This is a genomic window from Bacteroides difficilis, from assembly GCF_048319815.1.
Lineage (GTDB): Bacteria > Bacteroidota > Bacteroidia > Bacteroidales > Bacteroidaceae > Bacteroides > Bacteroides zhangwenhongii.
Map to the genome: position 1 here is coordinate 5,281,848 of NZ_CP182814.1, position 21,565 is coordinate 5,303,412.

Below are 21,565 nucleotides of genomic sequence, written 5' to 3' on the forward strand. Positions count from 1 at the left end.
TAAAAACGCAATACTACGAATGTATTCATATTCAACTGATAATTAAAATTAATCCTCATGTATCCAGGTTGAGGAAGATATCCCAAATACAAAAAAATAATCACCCAATAACTATACAGAAACACATTTATCATTTCATCTTATACACCAGTGTACCACCTTTTACAATATCTTCGTGTGAGATTGTTTTCTTCGTATAAGGTTCACCGTTCAATGTTATACTATCTACATATTTATGTTTTTCCGATAGATTCTCTGCAATGATTGTGAAAGTCTTGCCATCGGCCAAATGTAAGGTCATTTTGGGTAATTGTGGAGCACCGAATACATATTCTGCACTCACCGGATCTACCGGATAGAATCCCATCGCACTAAGCATATACCAGGCAGACATCTGTCCGCAATCATCGTTTCCACAAAGTCCATCAGGTTTGTTCTTGTATTGAGTATCGAATATTTCACGAACCAGTTCTTGTGTACGTTCCGGACGACCTGCCAGTGCATATAAATAAGTTACATGATGACTAGGCTCATTACCATGAGCATACTGACCGATCAGTCCGGTTACATCTGACAGACTTTCGCCCTCCAACTTAACGGTAAACAATGAATCTAACTTATTCAGGAAAGGTCCTTCACCACCCAACAAACTGATCAGTCCCGGCACATCATGTTGTACATGCCAAGTATATTGCCATGCATTTCCTTCTGTATAATCTCCACCGATACTTTCAGAATGTCCTAACGCACTTGGATTAAATGGAGCCTTCCAAGTTCCGTCAGCCTTACGGGGACGCATGAACTTCGTCTGCGGATCGAACAAATTTTTATAATAATCAGCACGCTTTGCAAAATATGCCGCATCTTCCTCTTTACCCATACGACGTGCCATATCGGCAGCTGCATAATCATCATATACCGACTCTAAAGTAGAAGATACAGATTCAGCTTTTATCAGGTCTGTCGGGAAATAGCCATATTTTGTATAAACTCCCCAATTGGATTTCAACGGATGAGACACCGTCTGCGTCTTCTTTATTATATTGAAAGCACGTTCAGCATCAAAGCCACGGAATCCTTTACGATAGGCTTCGGCAATGACTGATACACCGTGATTACCAATCATACAGAAATTCTCTTTACCCCATAATCCCCAAATAGGCAAGAACCCCTGCACTTCACCTTGTTCGATCAACGAATTGACAAAACCATCCACACGTTCGGGGATCACTAATGTATAGAACGGATGGGCAGCACGATAGGTATCCCACAAAGAGAAGGTAGAATAGAAAGCACCCGTTCCCGCTTTTACTATTGAATCGGCAGCGTTGCGATACATACCGTCTACATCCGAAATCTGGTTAGGCTGAATCAATGCATGATAGAAACAGGTATAGAAGTTTGTCTTTTCATCATCCGTACCGTCTATGTCAATACGACTCAAATAATTATTCCATTCATCATGAGCGGCAGTTTTCACTCCCTCAAAATCCCAAGCGGGAATTTCCGCCTCCAAGTTCTTTCTGGCACCTTCTATACCGGTAGTGGAAAGGGCTACTTTCATCATCAGCTCATCTCCCGGTTGCATATCGAAAGTCGCAATGATGCGTTTTCCTTTTTCTGTCTTTCCCATCGGCAGGTAAAGCGAATCGACTACCGGACGATTGAATTTCATGATAAAGAAATAATCCTGATCCACCCATACTGTGTTATTGACGTGCCCGGTCAGTGTCTGCGAATCTTCCCAGTCTACTTCACAACTGTTGACCTGTGAGTGATATTGTTCTTCTCTCCATGCAGGACCATGCTGCAAGTCTATCAGAATAGAAGCGGAATCGGCTTTATGATAAGTATAACGGTGAAGGGCTGCATGGATAGAAGCGGTCAGCTCCGCTTTCACTTGAGGATCGGAAAGTTCAACTGTATAATAACCCGGAGTAGCAGCTTCCTTATCTTTAGAGAAGCGGCTACGATAAGCATCCCATGCACGAGTACGTGTACCTGTTACCGGCATGACGAGAATGTCTCCCAAGTCCATACATCCGGTTCCATTCAGATGTGTCTGTGTAAATCCCCATGCCAGAGAATCTTCATAAACATATTCCGAACAGTACCGCCAACCGACTGCTCCCGTCACGGGGCTAGTCTGTATCATTCCGAAAGGGCAACAGGCTCCGGGAAAGGTATGCCCATTATCAGCGGCACCAATAAAAGTATTAACGTACTGAGTATAATCCTTGACTTCCTGTTTTTCTGTTGGTGTACAAGAATACAAAAACAAGCTTGTTAAAGCTATAGCCATAAAGGGGGCTTTTCTTTTCATGGTAAATATAATGTTAAGTTAATGTCGCATTAAAAGTAATGTTGCAAAAATAAAGAATTATTCCCATTTAGGAAGACAGGATACAGACAAATATACTTAAATTTCAAAGGATAGAAACTCCGATTTATACAGATTCATTGTGATAAAACAAAAATTCGCACGACTTATTGAATAAATATCAACTCAATTATTTATCTTTGTTAGCTTAATAACAAGCTGGCGAAAAAACAATTAGTATAATGAAAGATTTCTTGAAATTTACACTTGCCACAGTGACAGGTATCATTTTGTCAAGTATTGTATTATTTATAATCGGCATGGTAACGCTGTTTGGTATCATGGCTGCTTCGGATACGGAAACGATAGTCAAAAAGAACTCCGTTATGATACTCGACCTGAACGGAACGTTGGTGGAACGCACACAAGAAGACCCACTAGGAATTTTATCACAGTTATTCAACGACGATTCCAACACGTATGGACTGGACGACATTCTTTCGTCTATCAAGAAAGCTAAAGAAAATGAGGATATCAAAGGGATTTATCTGCAGGCAAATTCGTTGGGGACATCATACGCTTCTCTACAAGAGATTCGTAATGCGCTGCTCGACTTCAAGGAAAGTGGCAAATTTGTCATCGCTTATGCCGACTCTTACACTCAAGGGCTTTATTATCTTTCCAGTGCAGCCGACAAGGTTCTGCTAAATCCTAAAGGAATGATTGAATGGCGGGGTATTGCCTCCACCCCTTTGTTCTACAAAGACTTATTGCAGAAAATTGGAGTAGAAATGCAAGTATTCAAGGTAGGAACATACAAATCCGCCGTAGAGCCGTTCACCGCTACAGAGATGAGTCCGGCTAACCGTGAACAGGTCACGGCATTTATCAATTCTATCTGGAGCCAGGTTACCGAAGGCGTTTCCGCTTCCCGAAATATTCCCATAGATTCATTAAATGCCTATGCCGACCGTATGTTAATGTTCTATCCGGCAGAAGAGAGCGTCAGATGTGGATTGGCTGATACGTTGGTTTATCGCAATGATGTACGCGATTATCTTAAAAGGTTGGTAGATATAGACGAAGACGACAATCTTTCTTTATTAGGATTGGGCGATATGATAAACGTAAGGAAAAATGTGCCGAAAGATAAAAGCGGGAATATTATAGCTGTTTATTATGCCAGTGGTGAAATTACGGATTATCCGGGCTCTGCAACCTCAGAAGAGGGTATTGTCGGTTCCAAAGTCATTCGCGACCTTCGCAAGCTGAAAGATAATGATGATGTGAAAGCCGTTGTTCTCCGCGTCAATTCACCGGGTGGAAGTGCTTTTGCTTCCGAGCAAATCTGGTATGCGGTGAAAGAACTGAAAACAAAGAAGCCGGTAATTGTTTCCATGAGTGACTATGCCGCATCAGGAGGCTATTACATTTCTTGTGGTGCCGACACAATCGTAGCAGAGCCAACAACGCTGACCGGTTCCATCGGAATCTTCGGTATAGTTCCCAATGTAAAAGAATTGACCGATAAAATCGGTTTAAGCTATGACGTAGTGAAAACGAATAAATATGCGGATTTCGGCAATATCATGCGTCCGTTCAGTGAAGGTGAAAAAGCATTGCTCCAAATGATGGTAGCCGAAGGATACGACACTTTCATAACCCGGTGTGCCGAAGGACGCCATACAACCAAAGAGGCAATAGAAAAGATCGCTGAAGGTCGTGTATGGACAGGTGAGGCCGCCAAAGAACTGGGATTAGTAGATGAATTGGGGGGAATCGATAAAGCATTGGAGATTGCTGTTGCCAAAGCCGGAGTCGGAGGATACACCATTGTGTCTTATCCGGAGAAAAAAGACGTATTGTCTTCTCTGCTTGATACGAAGCCGACTAATTACGTAGAATCACAATTACTGAAAAGTAAGTTAGGCGAATATTACCGGCAATTCGGTCTGCTAACGAACCTGAAAGAACAATCTATGATTCAGGCACGTGTTCCTTTTGAACTGAATATTAAATAAAACGCAAACATGGACGATCACTTTATCAAGATACACAAATGGCTTTATCCTGCCTCCTGGCTCTATGGAATGGCGGTAAGGGTGAGAAACAAGCTTTTTGACTGGAATTTTTTCCAATCAAAGAATTTCGATATACCTGTCATCAGTGTAGGTAATCTAGCCGTAGGAGGAACAGGAAAAACTCCCCACACCGAATATCTGATAAAGCTTCTTTGTAATCAATATAATGTAGCTGTATTGAGTCGGGGATATAAACGGCACACGAAAGGTTATGTGCTTGCCATTCCGGAAAGTACAGCAGAAAGTATCGGTGATGAGCCTTACCAGATACATCAGAAGTTTCCATCCGTCACAGTAGCGGTCGATGAAAAACGTTGTCATGGCATAGAAGAGTTGCTTGCATTGGAAAAGCCTTTAATAGATGTCATTCTGCTGGATGACGCTTTCCAACACCGTTATGTCAAGCCGGGACTAAGCATTCTATTAACTGATTATCATCGCTTATTCTGTGATGACACATTACTTCCCGCTGGTAGGTTACGTGAGCCTGTCGGCGGCAAAAACCGGGCACAAATCGTCATTGTGACCAAATGTCCGCAGGATATCAAGCCCATTGATTACAATATTATTGCAAAACGTCTGAACCTTTACCCCTACCAGCAGTTATTCTTTTCTTCGTTCCGATATGGTAATCTGCAACCGGTATTTCCGGCCCAGACATCGGATGCAGAGATGGCTTCGGTGAACAAAGAGATTCCATTATCCGCATTAACGGATACGAATGTATTATTGATGACCGGTATCGCTTCACCCGTTTCTATCCTCGAAAAGCTGAAAGGCTGTACTAAGCAGATAGACTTACTGGAGTTCAATGATCATCACGATTTCAGTAGCCGGGATATGCAGCGCATCAAAGAACGGTTCAATGAACTGAAAGGGGAACATCGGTTGATTATCACTACCGAGAAGGATGCGACACGCCTTATCAATCATCCGGTTTTGGACGAGGCTTTAAAACCATATATCTATGCCTTGCCTATTGAAATAGAGATTTTACAGAATCAACAAGATAAATTTAACCAACATATTATTGACTATGTTAGAGAAAATACAAGAAACCGCAGCTTATCTGAAAGGTAAGATGCATACCAGTCCCGAAACCGCCATCATACTTGGCACCGGGCTTGGCAGTCTAGCCAATGAAATTACCGAGAAGTATGAAATCAATTATTCGGATATCCCGAACTTTCCGGTATCTACGGTCGAAGGGCACAGTGGCAAACTGATCTTCGGCAAACTTGGCAATAAAGATATTATGGCCATGCAAGGTCGTTTCCACTATTATGAAGGTTATTCTATGAAGGAAGTAACTTTCCCTGTACGTGTAATGCGTGAATTGGGTATCAAAACCTTGTTTGTATCTAATGCGAGTGGTGGTACCAATGCAGATTTCGAAATCGGTGACTTGATGATTATTACTGACCATATCAATTATTTCCCCGAACATCCGCTTCGCGGAAAGAATATTCCTTATGGTCCCCGTTTCCCGGATATGAGTGAAGCATACAGTAAAGAACTGATTCGTAAAGCGGACGAAATCGCTAAAGAAAAAGGAATCAAAGTTCAGCATGGGGTGTATATCGGTACACAAGGTCCTACTTTTGAGACTCCAGCCGAATATAAGCTATTCCACATTCTCGGTGCTGACGCTGTGGGTATGTCCACCGTTCCGGAGGTGATTGTAGCCAATCATTGTGGTATCAAAGTATTCGGTATTTCTGTCATTACCGATTTGGGAGTAGAAGGAAAAATCGTTGAAGTAACGCACGAAGAAGTTCAGAAAGCCGCCGACGCCGCTCAACCGAAAATGACTACAATCATGCGTGAACTTATTAACCGTGCCTAAACAACTATCCCGAATTATATGAGAACTGAAATAGCATCTCTCGGTGAGTTCGGCCTGATAGACCGTCTCACCGGAGGAATCGAACTGAAAAATGAATCCAGCAAATATGGAGTGGGCGACGACGCCGCCGTTCTCTCCTACTCTTCCGAAAAGCAGGTGTTGATAACCACAGACCTGCTTCTGGAAGGCGTACATTTTGACTTGACATACGTCCCTTTGAAACATTTAGGATATAAGGCTGCCATAGTCAATTTTTCCGATATCTATGCCATGAATGGCACTCCCCGACAGATAACAGTATCACTCGGTCTCTCTAAGCGTTTCAGCGTAGAAGATATGGATGAGCTTTATTCGGGTATCCGACTTGCGTGTCAGCAATACAATGTCGACATTGTCGGAGGGGATACGACTTCTTCCCTCACCGGACTTACCATCAGCATAACCTGTATTGGTGATGCAGACAAAGATAAAGTTGTATACCGCAACGGGGCTAAAGAAACAGATTTGATTTGTGTCAGTGGAGATTTGGGAGCCGCCTACATGGGATTACAACTATTGGAACGGGAAAAAAATGTTTTGAAAGGTGAAAAGGACATACAACCTGATTTCTCCGGCAAAGAATATTTATTGGAGCGTCAGTTAAAACCGGAAGCCCGCAAAGACATCATTGAGAAACTTGCTTCTGCAAATATTGTCCCGACCTCCATGATGGACATCTCTGACGGTCTATCTTCGGAGCTTATGCATATATGCAAACAAAGTAATGCCGGCTGCCGTGTTTACGAAGAACACATCCCTATCGATTATCAAACAGCTGTGATGGCTGAAGAATTCAATATGAATCTGACTACATGTGCTATGAATGGAGGTGAAGATTATGAACTTCTCTTCACCGTACCTATCGCCGACCACGAGAAGGTTTCGCAAATGGAAGGTGTCCGTCTCATAGGTCATATCACCAAACCGGAACTAGGTTGTGCATTGATTACCCGCGATGGACAAGAATTTGAATTAAAAGCACAAGGATGGAATCCTTTAAAGGAGGAGAAATAAGAAACCTCTGTATATAACAAAATTATTTTCATTCCATATAACACTGATAATAAGGTTACTAACTTTTTATCAGTGTTTTTTATTTCCAGAAGATTTGTGTATTCCAAAAGTTTCACTACCTTTGCAACCGCAAAAGAGAAATAACTGAATTAAGTTAACTATCTTGGTGTCATAGCTCAGTTGGTAGAGCAAAGGACTGAAAATCCTTGTGTCCCCGGTTCGATTCCTGGTGACACCACTTTTAAAAGACTTCAAATTTGATAAATCCCTGAAAATTAAGCATTTTAGGGATTTTCTTTTTTCCTCAAGCTTCCACATTTTCAGCAAAACAGGAATCAAATATTAAGAAAAAATAAAGAGCAAGTTCCTCTTGAAAAGGAAAGCTTGCTCTTTTGTAGGTCACCCCAAATGGTGTTTATCGAATATTCCTAATTACAAGTCGGGAAAGATAAAGTTTTACTGCTTTTCCAAGCAAATATTAACCGCATTCATCCCTTTCACCCCACGTTCCAAATCGAATGTCACAATATCATTTTCGGCAATACCTGGTGCAGCATTGTTCACGTGAAAAAAGTACTTATCAACTCCTGAAAGGTCCTTTATAAAGCCAAAGCCTCTCGATTCATTAAAGAATTCAACTCGACCTTTCAAAATTACCGGCTCTGTTTCCTCTTTCTTTGGAGTTGCTATGATTATTTCATCCGGATTAATCTCCTCCTTTTTAATATCATCAGTGGGCGGAATTGAAGTTATCATTCCATTCTCGTCTACATAAGCAATCATATCATCGAAACTACTGGTACCTGATAATTTTCTGCTTTCTTTCTTCTTGAGTTTTTCTTCCCGTTTAGCGAGTCTTTTCTTTTCATTTTCACGTTTACCAACTGTCATGGATTTTGCCATAGAATCTATATTTAATTTAATATTTATATTTTAAAGGATTGTAAATTGCTGATTTCAAATAGCAAAATCAGCTTTATTCAGTTTCTTCCCTGTCAATTTCTGAATATCATTAACCAGTTTCCGCTCTTCCTGCGAGCAAAACGTAAGTGCTGTACCTTCATTTCCAGCTCTTCCCGTACGACCGATACGATGTACATAAGTTTCGGGAACATCAGGAAGATCATAATTAATAACCAACGGCAATTCATTAATATCAATACCTCTGGAAGCAATATCGGTAGCCACCATTACTTTCGTCTTTCCCGATTTAAAGTTCCCCAATGCAGACTGTCTCGCTGCTTGGCTTTTGTTTCCGTGAATAGCTTGACTTCCAATCCCTGCCTTACCTAATATTCTAACAATTTTATCAGCATTATGCTTTGTTCGTGAAAAGATGAGCACTGACTGGTCTTCCGCCTTTTGCAGAATCGAAATTAATAGCTGGCTTTTTTCCTTCTTCTCCACAAAATAAATAATTTGCTTGATTGAATCTACTGTTGACGACTTTGGTGTTATATAAATCTTCACCGGATTCTTCAATAGAGATTTTGTCAAAACAATAATACTATCTGGCATTGTTGCTGAAAAAAACAGCGTTTGCTTTTCTTTCGGAAGTTTCGGCAATATTCGCTTGATATCATGTATAAAACCCATATCGAGCATACGATCTGCCTCATCAAGCACAAAATATTCTATATTAGTCAGATGAATATACCCTTGATTCATCAAATCAAGCAAGCGGCCCGGAGTTGCCACTAGAATATCAATTCCTTTGTGTAACATATCAATCTGAGGACGTTGATTCACACCACCAAAAATAACTCCATGACGCACATGGGTATATTTTGAATAATCATCAATGCACTCACTGATTTGCAAAGCAAGCTCACGGGTAGGCGTTAATATCAGCGCTTTGATACCCCGACGTTTATCTGTCTCTTTATTTGCCTGCAAATGCTGGATAATAGGAATTGCAAACGAAGCGGTCTTTCCTGTTCCTGTTTGCGCACAACCTAATATATCTCTTTTCGCCAATGCGGCAGGAATTGCTTTTTCTTGAATAGATGTTGGGACAGTATATCCTTTTTCTTCAATTGCTTTTAAAATCGGTTCGATTATATTTAAATCTCTAAATGTCATAAATAGAATTTTTTAAAATTTGTAGTAAAGCCTAATAATTCTTCTTTAGACATGAAAAGATCAGGATTTAGGATATCCTTATTACACTACACGGAGGAGTGAGAATTAGCAGAACTTAATTGTTAGATGATTTTCTTTTCCGGCTATCTGTTTTTATAAAAGCCTCCGCAGATAAATCATAAAGGCGGATACAAAGACTTTATAGAAAGCAGAAGAAATATATTCTTCCGCTTTCCTAAAGTCCGGATATTAATATCTTCTGGAGTTACTATAACCTCCACGGCTTCCACCGTATGACGGTTTTTCAGCGCGAGGACGTGCAACGCTTACCGAAATAACCTTTTGGTCGTATTCAACGCCGTTTAATTCGTCTATTGCTTTTTGCCCTTCTTCATCACTTGTCATTTCCACGAAAGCGAATCCTCTGGACTTACCGGTTTCTCTATCCATAATAACTTTAGCTGAAGAAACTTCTCCAAACTCTGCAAATAAATTTGTTAAGTCCGCATCATTTGTGCGATAACTTAAACCTGCAATGTAAATGTTCATCTAAAAACTTTTATTAAAATAAATACTAAATTGGAGTGAGGAGGATAATTAAAGAAGAGGACTACTTACTAACATTATATTAAAAGAAGAACTATACGATAACAATTCGTAACTCAAACTCTGCGTACAAAGGTAATGCAATAAATTAAATAAGTACGTTTACATCCATTCTTTTTTATAAGAAAGACGTTTATTATCATTTATTAGCACGCAATTGGTATCAAATGGAGAAATGCCATAACCTTATTCTTGATATTTTATCATAATATGCCTACCTTTGTCATTGTACAATTTTTCAGTGACCAATGAATGTCAAAATAGAAGAAAGTTGGAGACAACAATTACAGGAAGAATTCAACAAACCATACTTTGAAAAGCTGGTTGCATTCGTCAAAAGTGAATATGAACGGGCACATATCCTTCCTCTCGGACATCAAATATTCCATGTATTCAATTCCTGCCCTTTCGAGAAAGTCAAAGTCGTTATTCTTGGACAAGATCCATACCCCAATCCAGGACAATATTATGGAATCTGCTTTTCCGTTCCGGATGGAGTAGCCATTCCCAGATCATTAGCCAATATTTTTAAAGAGATAAATCAAGACTTGGGAAAACCAATCCCTACCTCCGGCAATTTGGACCGTTGGGTAACACAAGGGGTATTTCCCATGAATTCCGTTCTTACCGTACGTGCACACGAAACAGGTTCACACCGAAATATGGGATGGGAAATATTCACAGACGCAGTTATCAGAAAGTTAAGTGATAAACGAGAAAATCTAGTTTTCATGCTTTGGGGAAGTTACGCAAGAGAGAAACTATCCTTGATAGATACCAACAAGCATCTAGTATTGACAACTGTTCATCCATCTCCCCGTTCAGCAGAATATGGTTTCTTTGGCTGCAAACATTTTAGCAAAGCGAACGCTTTCTTACAGAGCAAGGGAATAAAGGAGATAGATTGGTAAATATATGATCCCCTAAACTACAATTTACAGAATGAAAAGTAAGATAATACTTAAAATATTGATAATTTTCTCTTTTACAGGATGCTATAACAGAGAGCAAAATTCCCTCCTTAATGAAGCGGAAGCTTTGTTGCAAAATAAGCCGGACAGTGCTTTGAGTATATTACAGCAATTTACGCCGGGAAGCCAACAAGCGGAACAGGCCAAATACGCTTTACTTTATTCTGCCGCTTTGGATCAGAACCATATCAAAACAACAAGTGACTCCCTTATCCGAAAAGCTTGGAATTACTATAAGCATCATCCGAAAGATTTGCGTAACCAATGCACAACTCTCTATTATTGGGGACGTATCAAATTACGTGCAAATGATAAAGCTGGAGCACTACGCCTTTTTCTAGAGATTGAGAAAAAGTTGAAAGACACTAATGAGCCCTATTATAAAGGACTCTTATATAGCCAGATCGGTGAAGTATATTATGCACAGATGAACTATAACCGGGCTTATCATTATTTCCGGGAATCTCGGAATAACTTCCGTCAATCCGAAAATCTACGTGAAGAAGCAGAAGCTACACTTGATATGGCTGCTGCTACTTATCACTCAAAGGATGTTGAGAAAGCAATACGACTCTACTCCTCCGCACTTGATTTGGCTGATGAACAAAAAAGTGATAAACTGGCCAAATCCAGTCTGACCAACCTAGCTTCTCTCTATGTAATATCCGGAAAAAAACAAATACCTCATGACCTATTGCTACGAATTGAACTTTCCGCACGAAAAGATACATTATACGGTTATCATACACTGGTTGACGTGCAACTCCTAAAGAATCACATGGACAGTGCACGTCATTATCTAAAACTGGCAGAAACACATACAACCGACATTCGTGACATGGCAAACTTATACTATACTGCTTATCGGATCGAAGCTCAATCCAAAAACTTTGAAAAAGCAACAGAAAATATACACCGCTACATATATCTGACTGATTCCCTGACGCGCTCGAATATGCAATTTTCTGCCGGTATGGTCGAACGAGAGTATTTCCAGGAACAATCGGCTTTCGCGGAATATCGCATGAAAAATCGTACTATTCTAGAGATTTCATCCATAATTATAGTCATTCTGTTGTCAGGTATAGCTTGGTACATAATCCGACAACGTATGCGTTTACAACGTGAACGCACAGATCGCTATCTACTATTGGTAGAAGAAGCTAATTCCGAATATAAAGCTTTGACAGAACGCATGGAGGGACAGCGCAATACCGAAAATCACTTGAAAGGATTGATTGCCTCCCGTTTCGACATCATCGATAAACTAGGCAAGACCTACTATGAGCGGGAGAACACTTCGTCACAGCAAGCTGCCATGTTCCAAGAAGTAAAACAAATCATCACTGACTTTTCAGAAAACGGAGAAATGTTGCAAGAACTAGAACTAATTGTTAATACCTGCCATGATAATGCCATGCAAAAACTACGGAATGATTTTCCTACAATGAAGGAAACAGACATACGGTTACTTTGTTACATCTTTGTCGGCTTCTCACCACAAGTTATCAGTCTGTTTATGAAAGATACAGTAGCCAATGTCTACGCCCGCAAATCACGTCTAAAGTCACGCATAAAATCTGCGGAAACAGCCAACAAAGACCTGTTTCTATCACTTTTTGAATAGTCGTTAGGCTAGTGTTAGAAAATTCAAGTATCCATTCCTACAAACAACTGAATATCAGAGTTTACCAATCAAGAGTGTTAGAAATGCGGGACTGCATTGTAACTCTAAAAAGGCAAAATCTCGCTACTTTTGCAAGCGGAAAACTTGTAAAAGAAGAAAATTATGAAAAAGATTGTTATGTTATTAAATCTCATGCTTTTTATGGTAGCATGCGGAAAAGAAAGTGATGAATATAAAAACAATTCACCATCCATTGGGCAATCATCCGATATATCGGAGGCTTTGCTCGAAAGTTTCTCAATAGAACAGCTTCCCGAAAAAACGATCTATACGCTAGGTGAAAAGATTGATTTAACCGGAATTAAAGTGATAGGCAATTACGATGACGGTCAACGACGACCTGTAAATGTAACTTTGGAACAAATCAGCGGCTTTTCCTCTTCAACTCCCGTTGAAAAACAAGAGGTTACAGTTACCATAGAGGGGAAGCAAAAGACATTTGCTGTGCAAATAGCCCCTATACGTATAGAAAATGGTGTATTAACGGAAGTAGTGAACGGTTATGAAACAATCACGTTGCCCAATCATGTAAAATCAATTGCGAAAAAAGTGTTTTATGGTAGAAAAATAAGTAAAGTAATACTCAATGAAGGACTTGTGGCTATTGGAGAAGAAGCTTTCTTCAATTCAAGCATTCAAGAAATCGTTTTTCCTTCAACTTTAGAAAAACTTGAAGCAGACATATTTTACTATTGTAAGAACTTGAAGAGTGTAGACCTAAGTCAGACAAAGATCACCACACTTCCTGCCAGCACATTCTTTCGCTCTGGTATCGAAGAAATTAAACTGCCTCTAACACTAAAGGAAATCGGAGCACAAGCGTTTCTTGGAACTTCAAAGCTGAGAAGAATTGGAATCCCTGAAAATGTAAAGATAATCGAGATAGAAGCTTTTCGTGAGAGTGGTATTACAATAGCAAAATTACCAAACGGAATTATAACTTTAGAAGGCAGAGCTTTCTACTATTGCCCGGAATTAACAGAAGTACTAACTTACGGACCTGTTGTCAGTGACACCCCTGACGCCATAATCAAAGCATACTGTTTTGAAGGATGTCCACAATTAACTCGCTTTGAAATTCCACAAAGCATCCGGATATTAGGCCAAGGACTACTTGGTGGCAACCAGAAAGTGACTCATCTGACCATTCCTTCGAATGTCATCCAAATCAATTTCTCAGCATTCGATAATACAGGTATTCAGGAAGTGAAAGTAGAAGCAACAACTCCGCCACAAGTATTTGAAAAGGTATGGTATGGATTTCCTAAAAACATAGCAACCATTCGTGTTCCTTCCGGAACAGCGGAAAAATATAAATCGGCAAATGGATGGGAAGAATTTAAAGACAAAATAAGAACGTTCTAATATTTCTTTCTTCGATTATAACTGAAAGGTAAGTACCTAAACCCTTACTTTTTCTGTTATAATCGATTTTTACATTACCGACTGATTTATATTTCCCCATTTACTCCTAACCCAAACAATGCAAAATCCCCCAAACAAGGATCATCAGGAAATACCTCTGCCAAAGCAACAGTAATCTGACGGGCATTCTTCAAAGAGAAAGTTTCCGAATCCGTCAAATTTAAATAATGAGCTACCCGGCAAACATGTGTATCTAAAGGAACGATCAGATCTTTCTGGTCGAAACTATCCCAGATTCCAAAATCAACTTCCGAATCCCGACGAATCATCCAACGCAAAAACATATTCAGTTTTTTCTGTGGACTTTTTGCAGAAACCTCAAGAAAAGCACATAACTTTTCCATCGGTATTCCGGTATACACATTTAAAGCTTCCTCTAAACTGTCAAAACAGGAGTAAGCTGTATACAAACGCTGAAAATATCCATAAAAATCATCATATGACAGCATTCGATAAAAACTATTCTTCGCTCCCGCAGGGAAATCGTCCTTCCAACGGCATGATAATACATATCGGTAAGGCGAACCTCCCATTAATCCATGTAACTCCTCTGCTTTCTTCCGTATCTGCTTACGATTACCAAAACTCATTATCGCCGTCAGCAGACCGCTAATTTCAATGTCCTGTTTCAGTGTGTAACGATGAGGGAACTGCACCGGATCACTTTCTATAAAACCGGCACAATGATAAATTTCCGCACACATCAATAGCTTGTTCTTTATATCTTCAGTCATTTCAAAGTCATCCGTTTATTATCACAACAATTTTTCAGGCAACTTTCTGCTTAGCAGGAAACAGGGTAAGCAACAGATACCGTATTCCTATCGTAATCCATACAGAAAGAACAAACGGAGCAGTCAGTGTAGTAATCCCGACATTCATTCCCAAAAGTTGAAGAAAAACAGATAATAACACAGAGAATACGGCATACACTCCCCCGCTCCATGTCTTGTCTCCCAAAGCGATAGCGCATAACACACCATTATATCCTATTAGCCCTGCATTCAATACCGCAGATTCGACTCCTGCCAACAGAGCTATAGGAATAGGCAACAATGCTCCCAACACCGCATAGACAGCATTCACACGAGAATTAACCAAAATGCCTAAAAGAAAAAACAGGCCTGTCAATATAACGCCACCTTGAAACATCACTTGTCCAATATTCAGGCTAAACGACTGTAAGAAAGCGAATGCTTGCGTTCCCGCAGAATTCTCGGATTTCAATAGTAAAGAAGGAAACCAGCAAGAACAGACAAACAGTAGTATCCATACAGATAGAATAAAAGGAGCCGTAAATCCGGAGATAAAACGTTGCAAACTAAAAAGCCATGCAATCCACGTGGATAGGCAAGAAACAACAATCAATAATAGCAAGGAAGGCAAAGTTATCGGCATAAATACCCCTATCGCAATCCCCACCAGAGTCCCATTGAACCCATACAAACCATTTTCAATATCTTCGCGACTATAACCGGACAAGTAAGCAGCCAATGTACCTACTATATTACCTGCTACAGCTAATAAAGCCATCTGCCAGGAGTTTAGCAAAATACCAACTAACATCAATGCCCCCGACAGTGCATTATTCTGAAACATTACCTGACCCACTCCCCGTCCCAATATAAGCAAAAATTTACCCATAAATTTCTTCTTTATCCATTAAGCAGTTATAATCCGGGTACAAAAGTATATATATTTTATCTATTCCACATAATAAACAGATATTTTTATACATTCATTATACGTCAAAAGAGTTACCCAATTTTTCTTGAGTAACTCTTTTAGATATAAAACTTATCAGACGTAAACTTAACTTAGATGTTTTATATCGACATTTTTTACTTTATAAGTTAAGGACACTCCAAAACTATGCATTCAAAAACTTTCATTTATCCAAAGCTGAAGGGAAAAGCGCTTTCATCAGATAAAGCAATTAATCCATTTTTCCGTTGGATACAAATTTTGTTCTCTCGTGCCAACCAACCGGCGGCCAATGCTGTACTTTCTACGCTTAGGTTTAATCTTCTCGCCAATTCAGGTATTGAAATTTCACCAATTTCTTTCAGGGCATACCAGACCTTTCCGGCATTGTTCCCTACAATTGTTTTATCCATGGCTATTTTTATTAATAATTCGGTTACAATATAATCATTTTAATAATAGTTTATAACAAAACCGGCTTTTTTATTTTAGTTTTTGACATTATTTAAAACAAGAAAATCAATTTCGCAATTAACGGTTAAAAATTTGGTCATGGTTCACACCATAACACCACTGTAAGGTACATTATATATCAAAATAAATTCTCAAAACAGGTATAGGGCAACCATAGAAAGAAAATAGAAAGTTGACATTTCCGCAATATCGGACAAGTCATTTCGCTTTTTTACCAATACCTTTGCGAAGTGAAATACCAAAATTAGTTATGCAACAGAAAAAAACAACGAAAGAGGAATATCAAAAGTGCGTAAATGTTGTAGTGGAATACATCATCCAACATTTAGGAGAAGATATTGATTTAAAATCTCTGGCCAGAATTTCAAACTTTTCTCCTTTTTACTTTCACCGGATCATGAAAGCTTTTCTCGGTGAACCGATTGGTACGTTTATTGTCCGGACGCGGACAGAAGCTGCCGCACGCCTACTCCGCTACTCGGATATTCCGATTGCTGACATCGCCTACCGGATTGGTTACGCATCCCCTTCTTCATTATCGAAAGTGTTCAAGCAATTTTATGGCATTTCACCTTTAGAATATAGAAACAATAAAAACTTTGTAATTATGAAACCAGCGATTATCAGGCCAGACCTGGAACTAAAAAAAGAGATCAGAAATGTCTCCGAACGGAATGTGATTTATATCCGCCTTACAGGCGACTACAAACTGAATGATTATGGTGGCACTTGGGGCCGTTTATTCCAATTCATCAAAGAACAAAAACTGCCGATGGGAGATTTCAGCCCGCTTTGCATCTACCACGATGATCCGAAAGTGACGCCAGCCGAGAAACTGCGTACAGACGTATGCATGGTAATGCCTGTAAAGGTTGCCCCCAAAAGTGATGTGGGATTCAAGGTTATCCCAGCCGGACGTTATGCTATTTTCCTTTATAAAGGCCCGTATGACAATCTGCAAGCTGTATACGATACGATTTACGGAAAGTATCTGCCCGAAATGGAATGTACGATACGTGATGAAGCCAGTGCTGAACGCTATCTGAACAATCCATGTGACACTCCCCCCGAAGAGTTGTTGACGGAGATCTATATTCCGGTAGAATAATCCGGATAAGGGGACGAAGGAACAGTAGTCACTTTCAGACAGGCTGTTCCCTCTTCCCTACCTGTTATTTTTCAGCATAGACGCCAATCCTGTTTCCTTCACTATCCGTGAATACGGCAAACCATCCTTTATCGTCTGCCTCAATCTTTGTTTTGGGAATGACAACTTTCCCTCCTTTCAGAAGCACTTTTTCCAACGTTTGTTCAATATCCTCACAGTTGAAATGGATAAGTACGCCATGCGTTGAAGGAAGAAAGTCGAAATTTGAAGCATAAGAAATAGCACCGACAGTTTCACCTTCTTCCGTGAAACAAGCCATTTTCTCTGTTTCACATTCAAAAGTCGGAAGTTGCACCCCCAACACAGTTTCGTAAAAATCGACAGCCCGACGGAAATCGGTAGCAGGAATCTCAAAAAATGCAATTAATTTTTTCATCTCGTTTCTTTTTTATAGTTACTACTAAGCCTTTGCAAAGACATTGCAAAAGTAGGGTAACACGAGGAAGCCCGATAGGAAAAAAGAGACATCTTTAGAGTTCAGAGAAATAATCGGAATAAGGGGCGCATACAGAAAGATACTCCGCAGGGGTATAACCGGAAAAGAGTTTGAATTCCTTTATCATGTGAGACTGATCGGAAAAGCCACATTCATAAGCCACTTGTACAAAAGGGATGGTAGCATCCTGTTGCAGCATGGATAACGCCCGTTGCATACGGATAATACGAATAAATTCCTTGGGAGTAGTGCCGACATAATCGGCGAAGATACGCCCAAACTGCTTACTGCTCAAACAGGCTGTTTCCGACAAATGAGAAATGTTGATTTGCGGCCGGAGGTTTATTTCATGAAAGACAGCAGACATCCGCTTGAGATTATACTCGGGAAGAGTGTATAAACGACGAAGAAAAAACCGCTCTATCAACCGAATACAAACTGCATTATCAGAAGTATCCGTGACCTGTTTCACTAAATCCGACAGTTCTACATCTTCCATCGCATCGGTATCTACAGTCTGCCCGCGGAACAGATGACTGGGTATGTGAAACAATGCTTTCACCGCATAAGGTTGAAAAACAACAGTAATCATCTCTATCCTGCCTGTAGACATCACATCCGAGAAACCGACCGATTGTCCGGAAATAAAGGATTGGGGTTGCAGCTCCGACTCGCCAAACAAAAGAAGTTGTTTCCCTTTATGGAATACCAGTTGCATGCAGCCAATAGGCAGAGTCCGTTCGGAGACAGGAGCTATTGAGTCGTCTTGCAATATCCAGTAATGCCGTATATAGGGAGCCAGGGCAAAACAGGGTTTTATCAATTGAAATGATTGCATATAACAAAGATATTATTTCTTAATCCAAATGCAAAAGTAAAACTCCTGTTTAAAAGGGGATAGTAAAAAAAGGACTTCTTTACTTAATTAAAAAAGCATCCTCTGCTTGAAGAAGCATGATTGCAACTCATTCAAACAGAGGAAGAATTCTTTAGATAACGGAAAGTCCATATTCGTAGGCTTCCGACATCGCATTGTAATCTGCATCGGAATATGCGCCTTTGTCTCTTGCTTTCTGCATATCTTTCATAAACGATTCCACAGAAGACAGGAAGCTATAATAATTCTTTTGCTCTTCATCATAGCCTGTGACAGCAGGAAGTTTCTTTGCAGCTTCGAGTTCTTTCTTCAATTCTGCCATCTTCACATCAATGCGAGCACCCTCCAGTACATGTTTGCGGGAATAAAGATTCATTATGCTTTGCACAGTGCCGGACATCTTACGCATAGCCATGATTTGATCTTTCAACGGTTCGTCGGCAAGAAGTTCTTTTTCAGCCTGTTCCATGAGAGGGCTTAGAATATCAAAAATCACTTGTTTATATTCGGACATTTCTACACTTAGCCGATAGTTTTCATCCAAGAGCTTGCCAGCCTTGGCTGTCTCTTTGGCCTGCTTGTAAGAGAGAAACTTATTAAAATTATCATAGAATTGCGCCCGTGCACTGAAAAGTCCTCTATAACTCTGCTTCAGATTCTGACGGACTTGTATATTAAAGTAATCTCCCGGATCCATCAATTCCGCAGTGTCTCTGGCAGATACTTCAGGCGGTGCTATCGGAGATACTTCAGGAACTTTTCCTGTCTGTTCCATATATCCCAAGACCGCATTTACGTCTTTTGCATTAGCTACATGCCTCAACACGATGAGCGATGTATGATAATAGTTTATCACTTTACTGGCATTATCCAATTCCTCCGGAGTGACGGAGGACGCAGCCTGTTTCTTGTTTCCTCCCGAACAGGAAACCATTAAGAAAGCACCTATCAGTGCTCCAAATAATAAGATATTCTTCTTCATAATAATGGTTAGTTTATTGAGTCTTTCGTACTATAACAATAAAAATCGTTTTTTGTTATAGACAAACAATGCATATTCGAAAAGTGTTCTCTATATGATATTAACTTAAAAATAAAACAAATATGGAACAATCATTTCAAAAAGGAGTTGTGCTCCATTTGGCTTCTCTCATTGAATATACTGAAGGAGGCGTTATCAGCAAACAGTTAATCAAAAGTCCGGCAGGAAATATCACTTTATTTTCTTTCGACAAAGGAGAAGGGTTAAGCGAACATCGTGCCCCGTTTGATGCGCTCGTGCAGGTATTGGAAGGGGTAGCGAATATTACTGTAAACGGAACTCTGTTCACCGTAAAAGCAGGAGAAAGTATCGTATTTCCGGCGAATGCGCCGCATGCCCTTACAGCAGTGGAGAGATTTAAGATGCTGTTGACTATGATTAAGGAATAAACAATCATAGTGTATAAAAACAAAAAATGGCTACTCATCACGAGCAACCAATCTTTTGTTAACCTTAAATCTAATACTTATGAAAAAAACACTGTACAAAGGTACCATATTTCAGGTAAATAGCAAATTTTAGAGCCTAAACAGCCCATATTATAACAGGGTTTAATACTCTGGGAAGCGTATTAACATTTCAGACTTCACACGTTAACATTTAACATATTCATTCACACAAGTTACTTCTTGGGTAAGTAAGAATACAAAAAAGAGGGAATCATTGAAACAACATCGTCTTTTTTTTGTAACTTTGAACTATGATAATCAGTGCCAGCCGCCGGACAGATATTCCGGCATTCTATTCCCAGTGGTTTTTCAACCGGATTAAAGAAGGATATGTATTAGTGCCCAATCCATATCATCCGAAAATGATTAGCAAGATCTCTCTATCTCCTGCTGTAGTAGATTGCTTTGTTTTCTGGACCAAGAACCCGGCACCTATGCTCAACCAACTGGAGAAATTGCAGGATTACAACTATTACTTCCAATTTACACTTAACCCCTACGGAGAAAAGCTGGAAAATCATTTGCCCTCCATCGATAAACGAATGGATAGCTTTAAAAAGCTGGCTGATAAAATCGGCAGGGAAAGGGTGATCTGGAGATATGATCCGATACTGACGAACGAGGAATATAATGTTTCTTTCCACCAGGAAGCATTTGCCCGGATTGCCGACGGACTCAAAGACCACACTGCCAAATGTATGCTGGGATTCATAGATCATTACCAGCATATCCGGAACTCTGTACGGTCATTCAACATCCATCCGCTGACTCAAGAGGAAATAGAAGAAATGGCTGTCTCCTTTAAAAAAACAATCGACGTTTATCCCGACATACAGCTGGATACTTGTACTGTAAAAGTGGATTTAAGACATTTAGGTATTCCGAGCGGCCTGTGTATTGATAAGGATCTGATAGAAAAGATCATCGGTTATCCTATCCTCGCCCAAAAGGATAAAAACCAGCGTAACATCTGCAACTGCATTGAAAGCATTGATATCGGAACTTATGAAAGTTGCCTGAACGGATGTATTTATTGTTATGCTATCAAAGGCAATTATAACACGGCAGTATATAATAGGAGGAAACATGATAAAAACTCACCGCTACTCATCGGCCATTTATCCGAAGATGATATCGTAAAGGAACGGGAGATGAAAAGCCTGCGGGATAACCAATATTCGTTGTTTTAATCTCTTCGGTCTGCAGTTGACTTACAGGCATAAAAAAAGGCTATCTATCCCAGACAGCCAATCTTTTGTTAACCTTAAATCTAATACTATGAAAAACACAGTACAAAGATACGGACTTTTCGGTTATCTCCAAATTTTGAGGCCAAAGCAGCGT

The 21,565-nt window shown here is 39.9% G+C and carries 20 protein-coding genes and 1 tRNA gene; 11 read left to right on the plus strand and 10 right to left on the minus strand.

Annotated features, from left to right (window positions below; genetic code table 11):
• Nucleotides 1–130: 130 nt before the first annotated feature.
• A complete protein-coding gene (locus tag ACNOGP_RS20760; protein ID WP_418213615.1) occupies nt 131–2,302 on the minus strand; it encodes a GH92 family glycosyl hydrolase in 2,172 nt (723 codons plus the stop codon).
• A gap of 260 nt (nt 2,303–2,562) precedes the next feature.
• On the opposite strand from ACNOGP_RS20760, the gene sppA reads away from it, so the two are divergent.
• From sppA to ACNOGP_RS20785, 5 genes are all read left to right on the plus strand, one after another.
• The gene (sppA, locus tag ACNOGP_RS20765; protein WP_418213616.1) at nt 2,563–4,341 is read left to right on the plus strand and encodes a signal peptide peptidase SppA; all 1,779 of its coding nucleotides are present in this window, start codon (nt 2,563–2,565) and stop codon (nt 4,339–4,341) included.
• Between the two features lie 9 nt (nt 4,342–4,350).
• Entirely contained in the window at nt 4,351–5,481 is a 1,131-nt protein-coding gene (lpxK, locus tag ACNOGP_RS20770) for a tetraacyldisaccharide 4'-kinase (protein ID WP_418213617.1), read from the plus strand.
• A complete protein-coding gene (locus ACNOGP_RS20775) occupies nt 5,438–6,247 on the plus strand; it encodes a purine-nucleoside phosphorylase (RefSeq protein ID WP_007766496.1) in 810 nt (269 codons plus the stop codon). Before lpxK ends, ACNOGP_RS20775 begins: the two co-directional genes overlap by 44 nt.
• 18 nt (nt 6,248–6,265) lie before the next feature.
• Nucleotides 6,266–7,300 (plus strand): thiamine-phosphate kinase, encoded by a 1,035-nt coding sequence (gene thiL / locus ACNOGP_RS20780; protein ID WP_186967311.1) that lies wholly within the window; start codon nt 6,266–6,268, stop codon nt 7,298–7,300.
• Nucleotides 7,301–7,465: 165 nt separating this feature from the next.
• Nucleotides 7,466–7,538: transfer RNA gene (locus ACNOGP_RS20785), tRNA-Phe, on the plus strand.
• A 218-nt stretch (nt 7,539–7,756) separates the two neighbouring features.
• Here ACNOGP_RS20785 and ACNOGP_RS20790 read toward each other — a convergent pair.
• The 3 genes from ACNOGP_RS20790 to ACNOGP_RS20800 all read right to left on the minus strand — a co-directional run bounded on the left by ACNOGP_RS20790 (nt 7,757) and on the right by ACNOGP_RS20800 (nt 9,931).
• Nucleotides 7,757–8,203 carry a cold-shock protein gene (locus tag ACNOGP_RS20790; protein ID WP_007751279.1) on the minus strand — a complete coding sequence of 149 codons (447 nt, stop codon included), beginning with the start codon at nt 8,201–8,203 and terminating at the stop codon, nt 7,757–7,759.
• 54 nt (nt 8,204–8,257) lie between these two features.
• Nucleotides 8,258–9,382, minus strand: coding sequence for a DEAD/DEAH box helicase (locus ACNOGP_RS20795; protein WP_418213618.1), 1,125 nt, complete (start codon nt 9,380–9,382; stop codon nt 8,258–8,260).
• Nucleotides 9,383–9,631: 249 nt separating this feature from the next.
• Complete coding sequence (locus tag ACNOGP_RS20800) at nt 9,632–9,931, minus strand: RNA recognition motif domain-containing protein (protein ID WP_007766506.1); 300 nt, start codon at nt 9,929–9,931, stop codon at nt 9,632–9,634.
• Between the two features lie 305 nt (nt 9,932–10,236).
• Here ACNOGP_RS20800 and ung point away from each other — a divergent pair, with 305 nt between their 5' ends.
• From ung to ACNOGP_RS20815, 3 genes are all read left to right on the plus strand, one after another.
• The gene (ung, locus tag ACNOGP_RS20805; RefSeq protein ID WP_418213619.1) at nt 10,237–10,899 is read left to right on the plus strand and encodes a uracil-DNA glycosylase; all 663 of its coding nucleotides are present in this window, start codon (nt 10,237–10,239) and stop codon (nt 10,897–10,899) included.
• Nucleotides 10,900–10,930: 31 nt separating this feature from the next.
• Nucleotides 10,931–12,586 carry a tetratricopeptide repeat protein gene (locus ACNOGP_RS20810; protein ID WP_418213620.1) on the plus strand — a complete coding sequence of 552 codons (1,656 nt, stop codon included), beginning with the start codon at nt 10,931–10,933 and terminating at the stop codon, nt 12,584–12,586.
• Nucleotides 12,587–12,748: 162 nt separating this feature from the next.
• Nucleotides 12,749–14,011, plus strand: a complete 1,263-nt coding sequence (locus ACNOGP_RS20815) for a leucine-rich repeat protein (RefSeq protein WP_418213621.1) — start codon at nt 12,749–12,751, stop codon at nt 14,009–14,011.
• A gap of 86 nt (nt 14,012–14,097) precedes the next feature.
• On the opposite strand, the gene ACNOGP_RS20820 is transcribed toward ACNOGP_RS20815, so the two are convergent.
• The 3 genes from ACNOGP_RS20820 to ACNOGP_RS20830 all read right to left on the minus strand — a co-directional run bounded on the left by ACNOGP_RS20820 (nt 14,098) and on the right by ACNOGP_RS20830 (nt 16,188).
• A complete protein-coding gene (locus ACNOGP_RS20820; RefSeq protein ID WP_195474926.1) occupies nt 14,098–14,805 on the minus strand; it encodes a TIGR02757 family protein in 708 nt (235 codons plus the stop codon).
• A gap of 34 nt (nt 14,806–14,839) precedes the next feature.
• A complete protein-coding gene (locus ACNOGP_RS20825; RefSeq protein WP_418213622.1) occupies nt 14,840–15,715 on the minus strand; it encodes an urea transporter in 876 nt (291 codons plus the stop codon).
• A gap of 248 nt (nt 15,716–15,963) precedes the next feature.
• Entirely contained in the window at nt 15,964–16,188 is a 225-nt protein-coding gene (locus ACNOGP_RS20830; protein ID WP_004296847.1) for a winged helix-turn-helix domain-containing protein, read from the minus strand.
• A 311-nt stretch (nt 16,189–16,499) separates the two neighbouring features.
• Between ACNOGP_RS20830 and ACNOGP_RS20835 the strand changes: the two genes are divergently transcribed.
• Nucleotides 16,500–17,357, plus strand: a complete 858-nt coding sequence (locus tag ACNOGP_RS20835; RefSeq protein ID WP_004296845.1) for an AraC family transcriptional regulator — start codon at nt 16,500–16,502, stop codon at nt 17,355–17,357.
• 64 nt (nt 17,358–17,421) lie between these two features.
• Here the strand turns inward: ACNOGP_RS20835 and ACNOGP_RS20840 are convergent, their stop codons facing one another.
• The 3 genes from ACNOGP_RS20840 to ACNOGP_RS20850 form a co-directional block, all read right to left on the minus strand.
• Entirely contained in the window at nt 17,422–17,793 is a 372-nt protein-coding gene (locus tag ACNOGP_RS20840; RefSeq protein WP_004296844.1) for a VOC family protein, read from the minus strand.
• 94 nt (nt 17,794–17,887) lie between these two features.
• Entirely contained in the window at nt 17,888–18,691 is an 804-nt protein-coding gene (locus ACNOGP_RS20845; RefSeq protein WP_418213623.1) for an AraC family transcriptional regulator, read from the minus strand.
• Nucleotides 18,692–18,842: 151 nt separating this feature from the next.
• Nucleotides 18,843–19,712, minus strand: coding sequence for a DUF6845 domain-containing protein (locus ACNOGP_RS20850; RefSeq protein WP_418213624.1), 870 nt, complete (start codon nt 19,710–19,712; stop codon nt 18,843–18,845).
• A gap of 122 nt (nt 19,713–19,834) precedes the next feature.
• Here ACNOGP_RS20850 and ACNOGP_RS20855 point away from each other — a divergent pair, with 122 nt between their 5' ends.
• A complete protein-coding gene (locus ACNOGP_RS20855) occupies nt 19,835–20,161 on the plus strand; it encodes a cupin domain-containing protein (protein WP_008998716.1) in 327 nt (108 codons plus the stop codon).
• Between the two features lie 311 nt (nt 20,162–20,472).
• On the plus strand, nt 20,473–21,411 hold the full coding sequence (locus ACNOGP_RS20860) for a DUF1848 domain-containing protein (protein WP_418213625.1): 939 nt from the start codon (nt 20,473–20,475) through the stop codon (nt 21,409–21,411).
• Nucleotides 21,412–21,565 lie beyond the last annotated feature (154 nt).

Coding starts and splice junctions, on each gene's coding strand:
- ACNOGP_RS20760 (WP_418213615.1), bottom strand. CDS start 2,302: ATGGCTATAGCTTTAACAAGCTTGTTTTTGTATTCTTGTACACCAACA.
- sppA (WP_418213616.1), top strand. CDS start 2,563: ATGAAAGATTTCTTGAAATTTACACTTGCCACAGTGACAGGTATCATT.
- lpxK (WP_418213617.1), top strand. CDS start 4,351: ATGGACGATCACTTTATCAAGATACACAAATGGCTTTATCCTGCCTCC.
- ACNOGP_RS20775 (WP_007766496.1), top strand. CDS start 5,438: ATGTTAGAGAAAATACAAGAAACCGCAGCTTATCTGAAAGGTAAGATG.
- thiL (WP_186967311.1), top strand. CDS start 6,266: ATGAGAACTGAAATAGCATCTCTCGGTGAGTTCGGCCTGATAGACCGT.
- ACNOGP_RS20790 (WP_007751279.1), bottom strand. CDS start 8,203: ATGGCAAAATCCATGACAGTTGGTAAACGTGAAAATGAAAAGAAAAGA.
- ACNOGP_RS20795 (WP_418213618.1), bottom strand. CDS start 9,382: ATGACATTTAGAGATTTAAATATAATCGAACCGATTTTAAAAGCAATT.
- ACNOGP_RS20800 (WP_007766506.1), bottom strand. CDS start 9,931: ATGAACATTTACATTGCAGGTTTAAGTTATCGCACAAATGATGCGGAC.
- ung (WP_418213619.1), top strand. CDS start 10,237: ATGAATGTCAAAATAGAAGAAAGTTGGAGACAACAATTACAGGAAGAA.
- ACNOGP_RS20810 (WP_418213620.1), top strand. CDS start 10,931: ATGAAAAGTAAGATAATACTTAAAATATTGATAATTTTCTCTTTTACA.
- ACNOGP_RS20815 (WP_418213621.1), top strand. CDS start 12,749: ATGAAAAAGATTGTTATGTTATTAAATCTCATGCTTTTTATGGTAGCA.
- ACNOGP_RS20820 (WP_195474926.1), bottom strand. CDS start 14,805: ATGACTGAAGATATAAAGAACAAGCTATTGATGTGTGCGGAAATTTAT.
- ACNOGP_RS20825 (WP_418213622.1), bottom strand. CDS start 15,715: ATGGGTAAATTTTTGCTTATATTGGGACGGGGAGTGGGTCAGGTAATG.
- ACNOGP_RS20830 (WP_004296847.1), bottom strand. CDS start 16,188: ATGGATAAAACAATTGTAGGGAACAATGCCGGAAAGGTCTGGTATGCC.
- ACNOGP_RS20835 (WP_004296845.1), top strand. CDS start 16,500: ATGCAACAGAAAAAAACAACGAAAGAGGAATATCAAAAGTGCGTAAAT.
- ACNOGP_RS20840 (WP_004296844.1), bottom strand. CDS start 17,793: ATGAAAAAATTAATTGCATTTTTTGAGATTCCTGCTACCGATTTCCGT.
- ACNOGP_RS20845 (WP_418213623.1), bottom strand. CDS start 18,691: ATGCAATCATTTCAATTGATAAAACCCTGTTTTGCCCTGGCTCCCTAT.
- ACNOGP_RS20850 (WP_418213624.1), bottom strand. CDS start 19,712: ATGAAGAAGAATATCTTATTATTTGGAGCACTGATAGGTGCTTTCTTA.
- ACNOGP_RS20855 (WP_008998716.1), top strand. CDS start 19,835: ATGGAACAATCATTTCAAAAAGGAGTTGTGCTCCATTTGGCTTCTCTC.
- ACNOGP_RS20860 (WP_418213625.1), top strand. CDS start 20,473: ATGATAATCAGTGCCAGCCGCCGGACAGATATTCCGGCATTCTATTCC.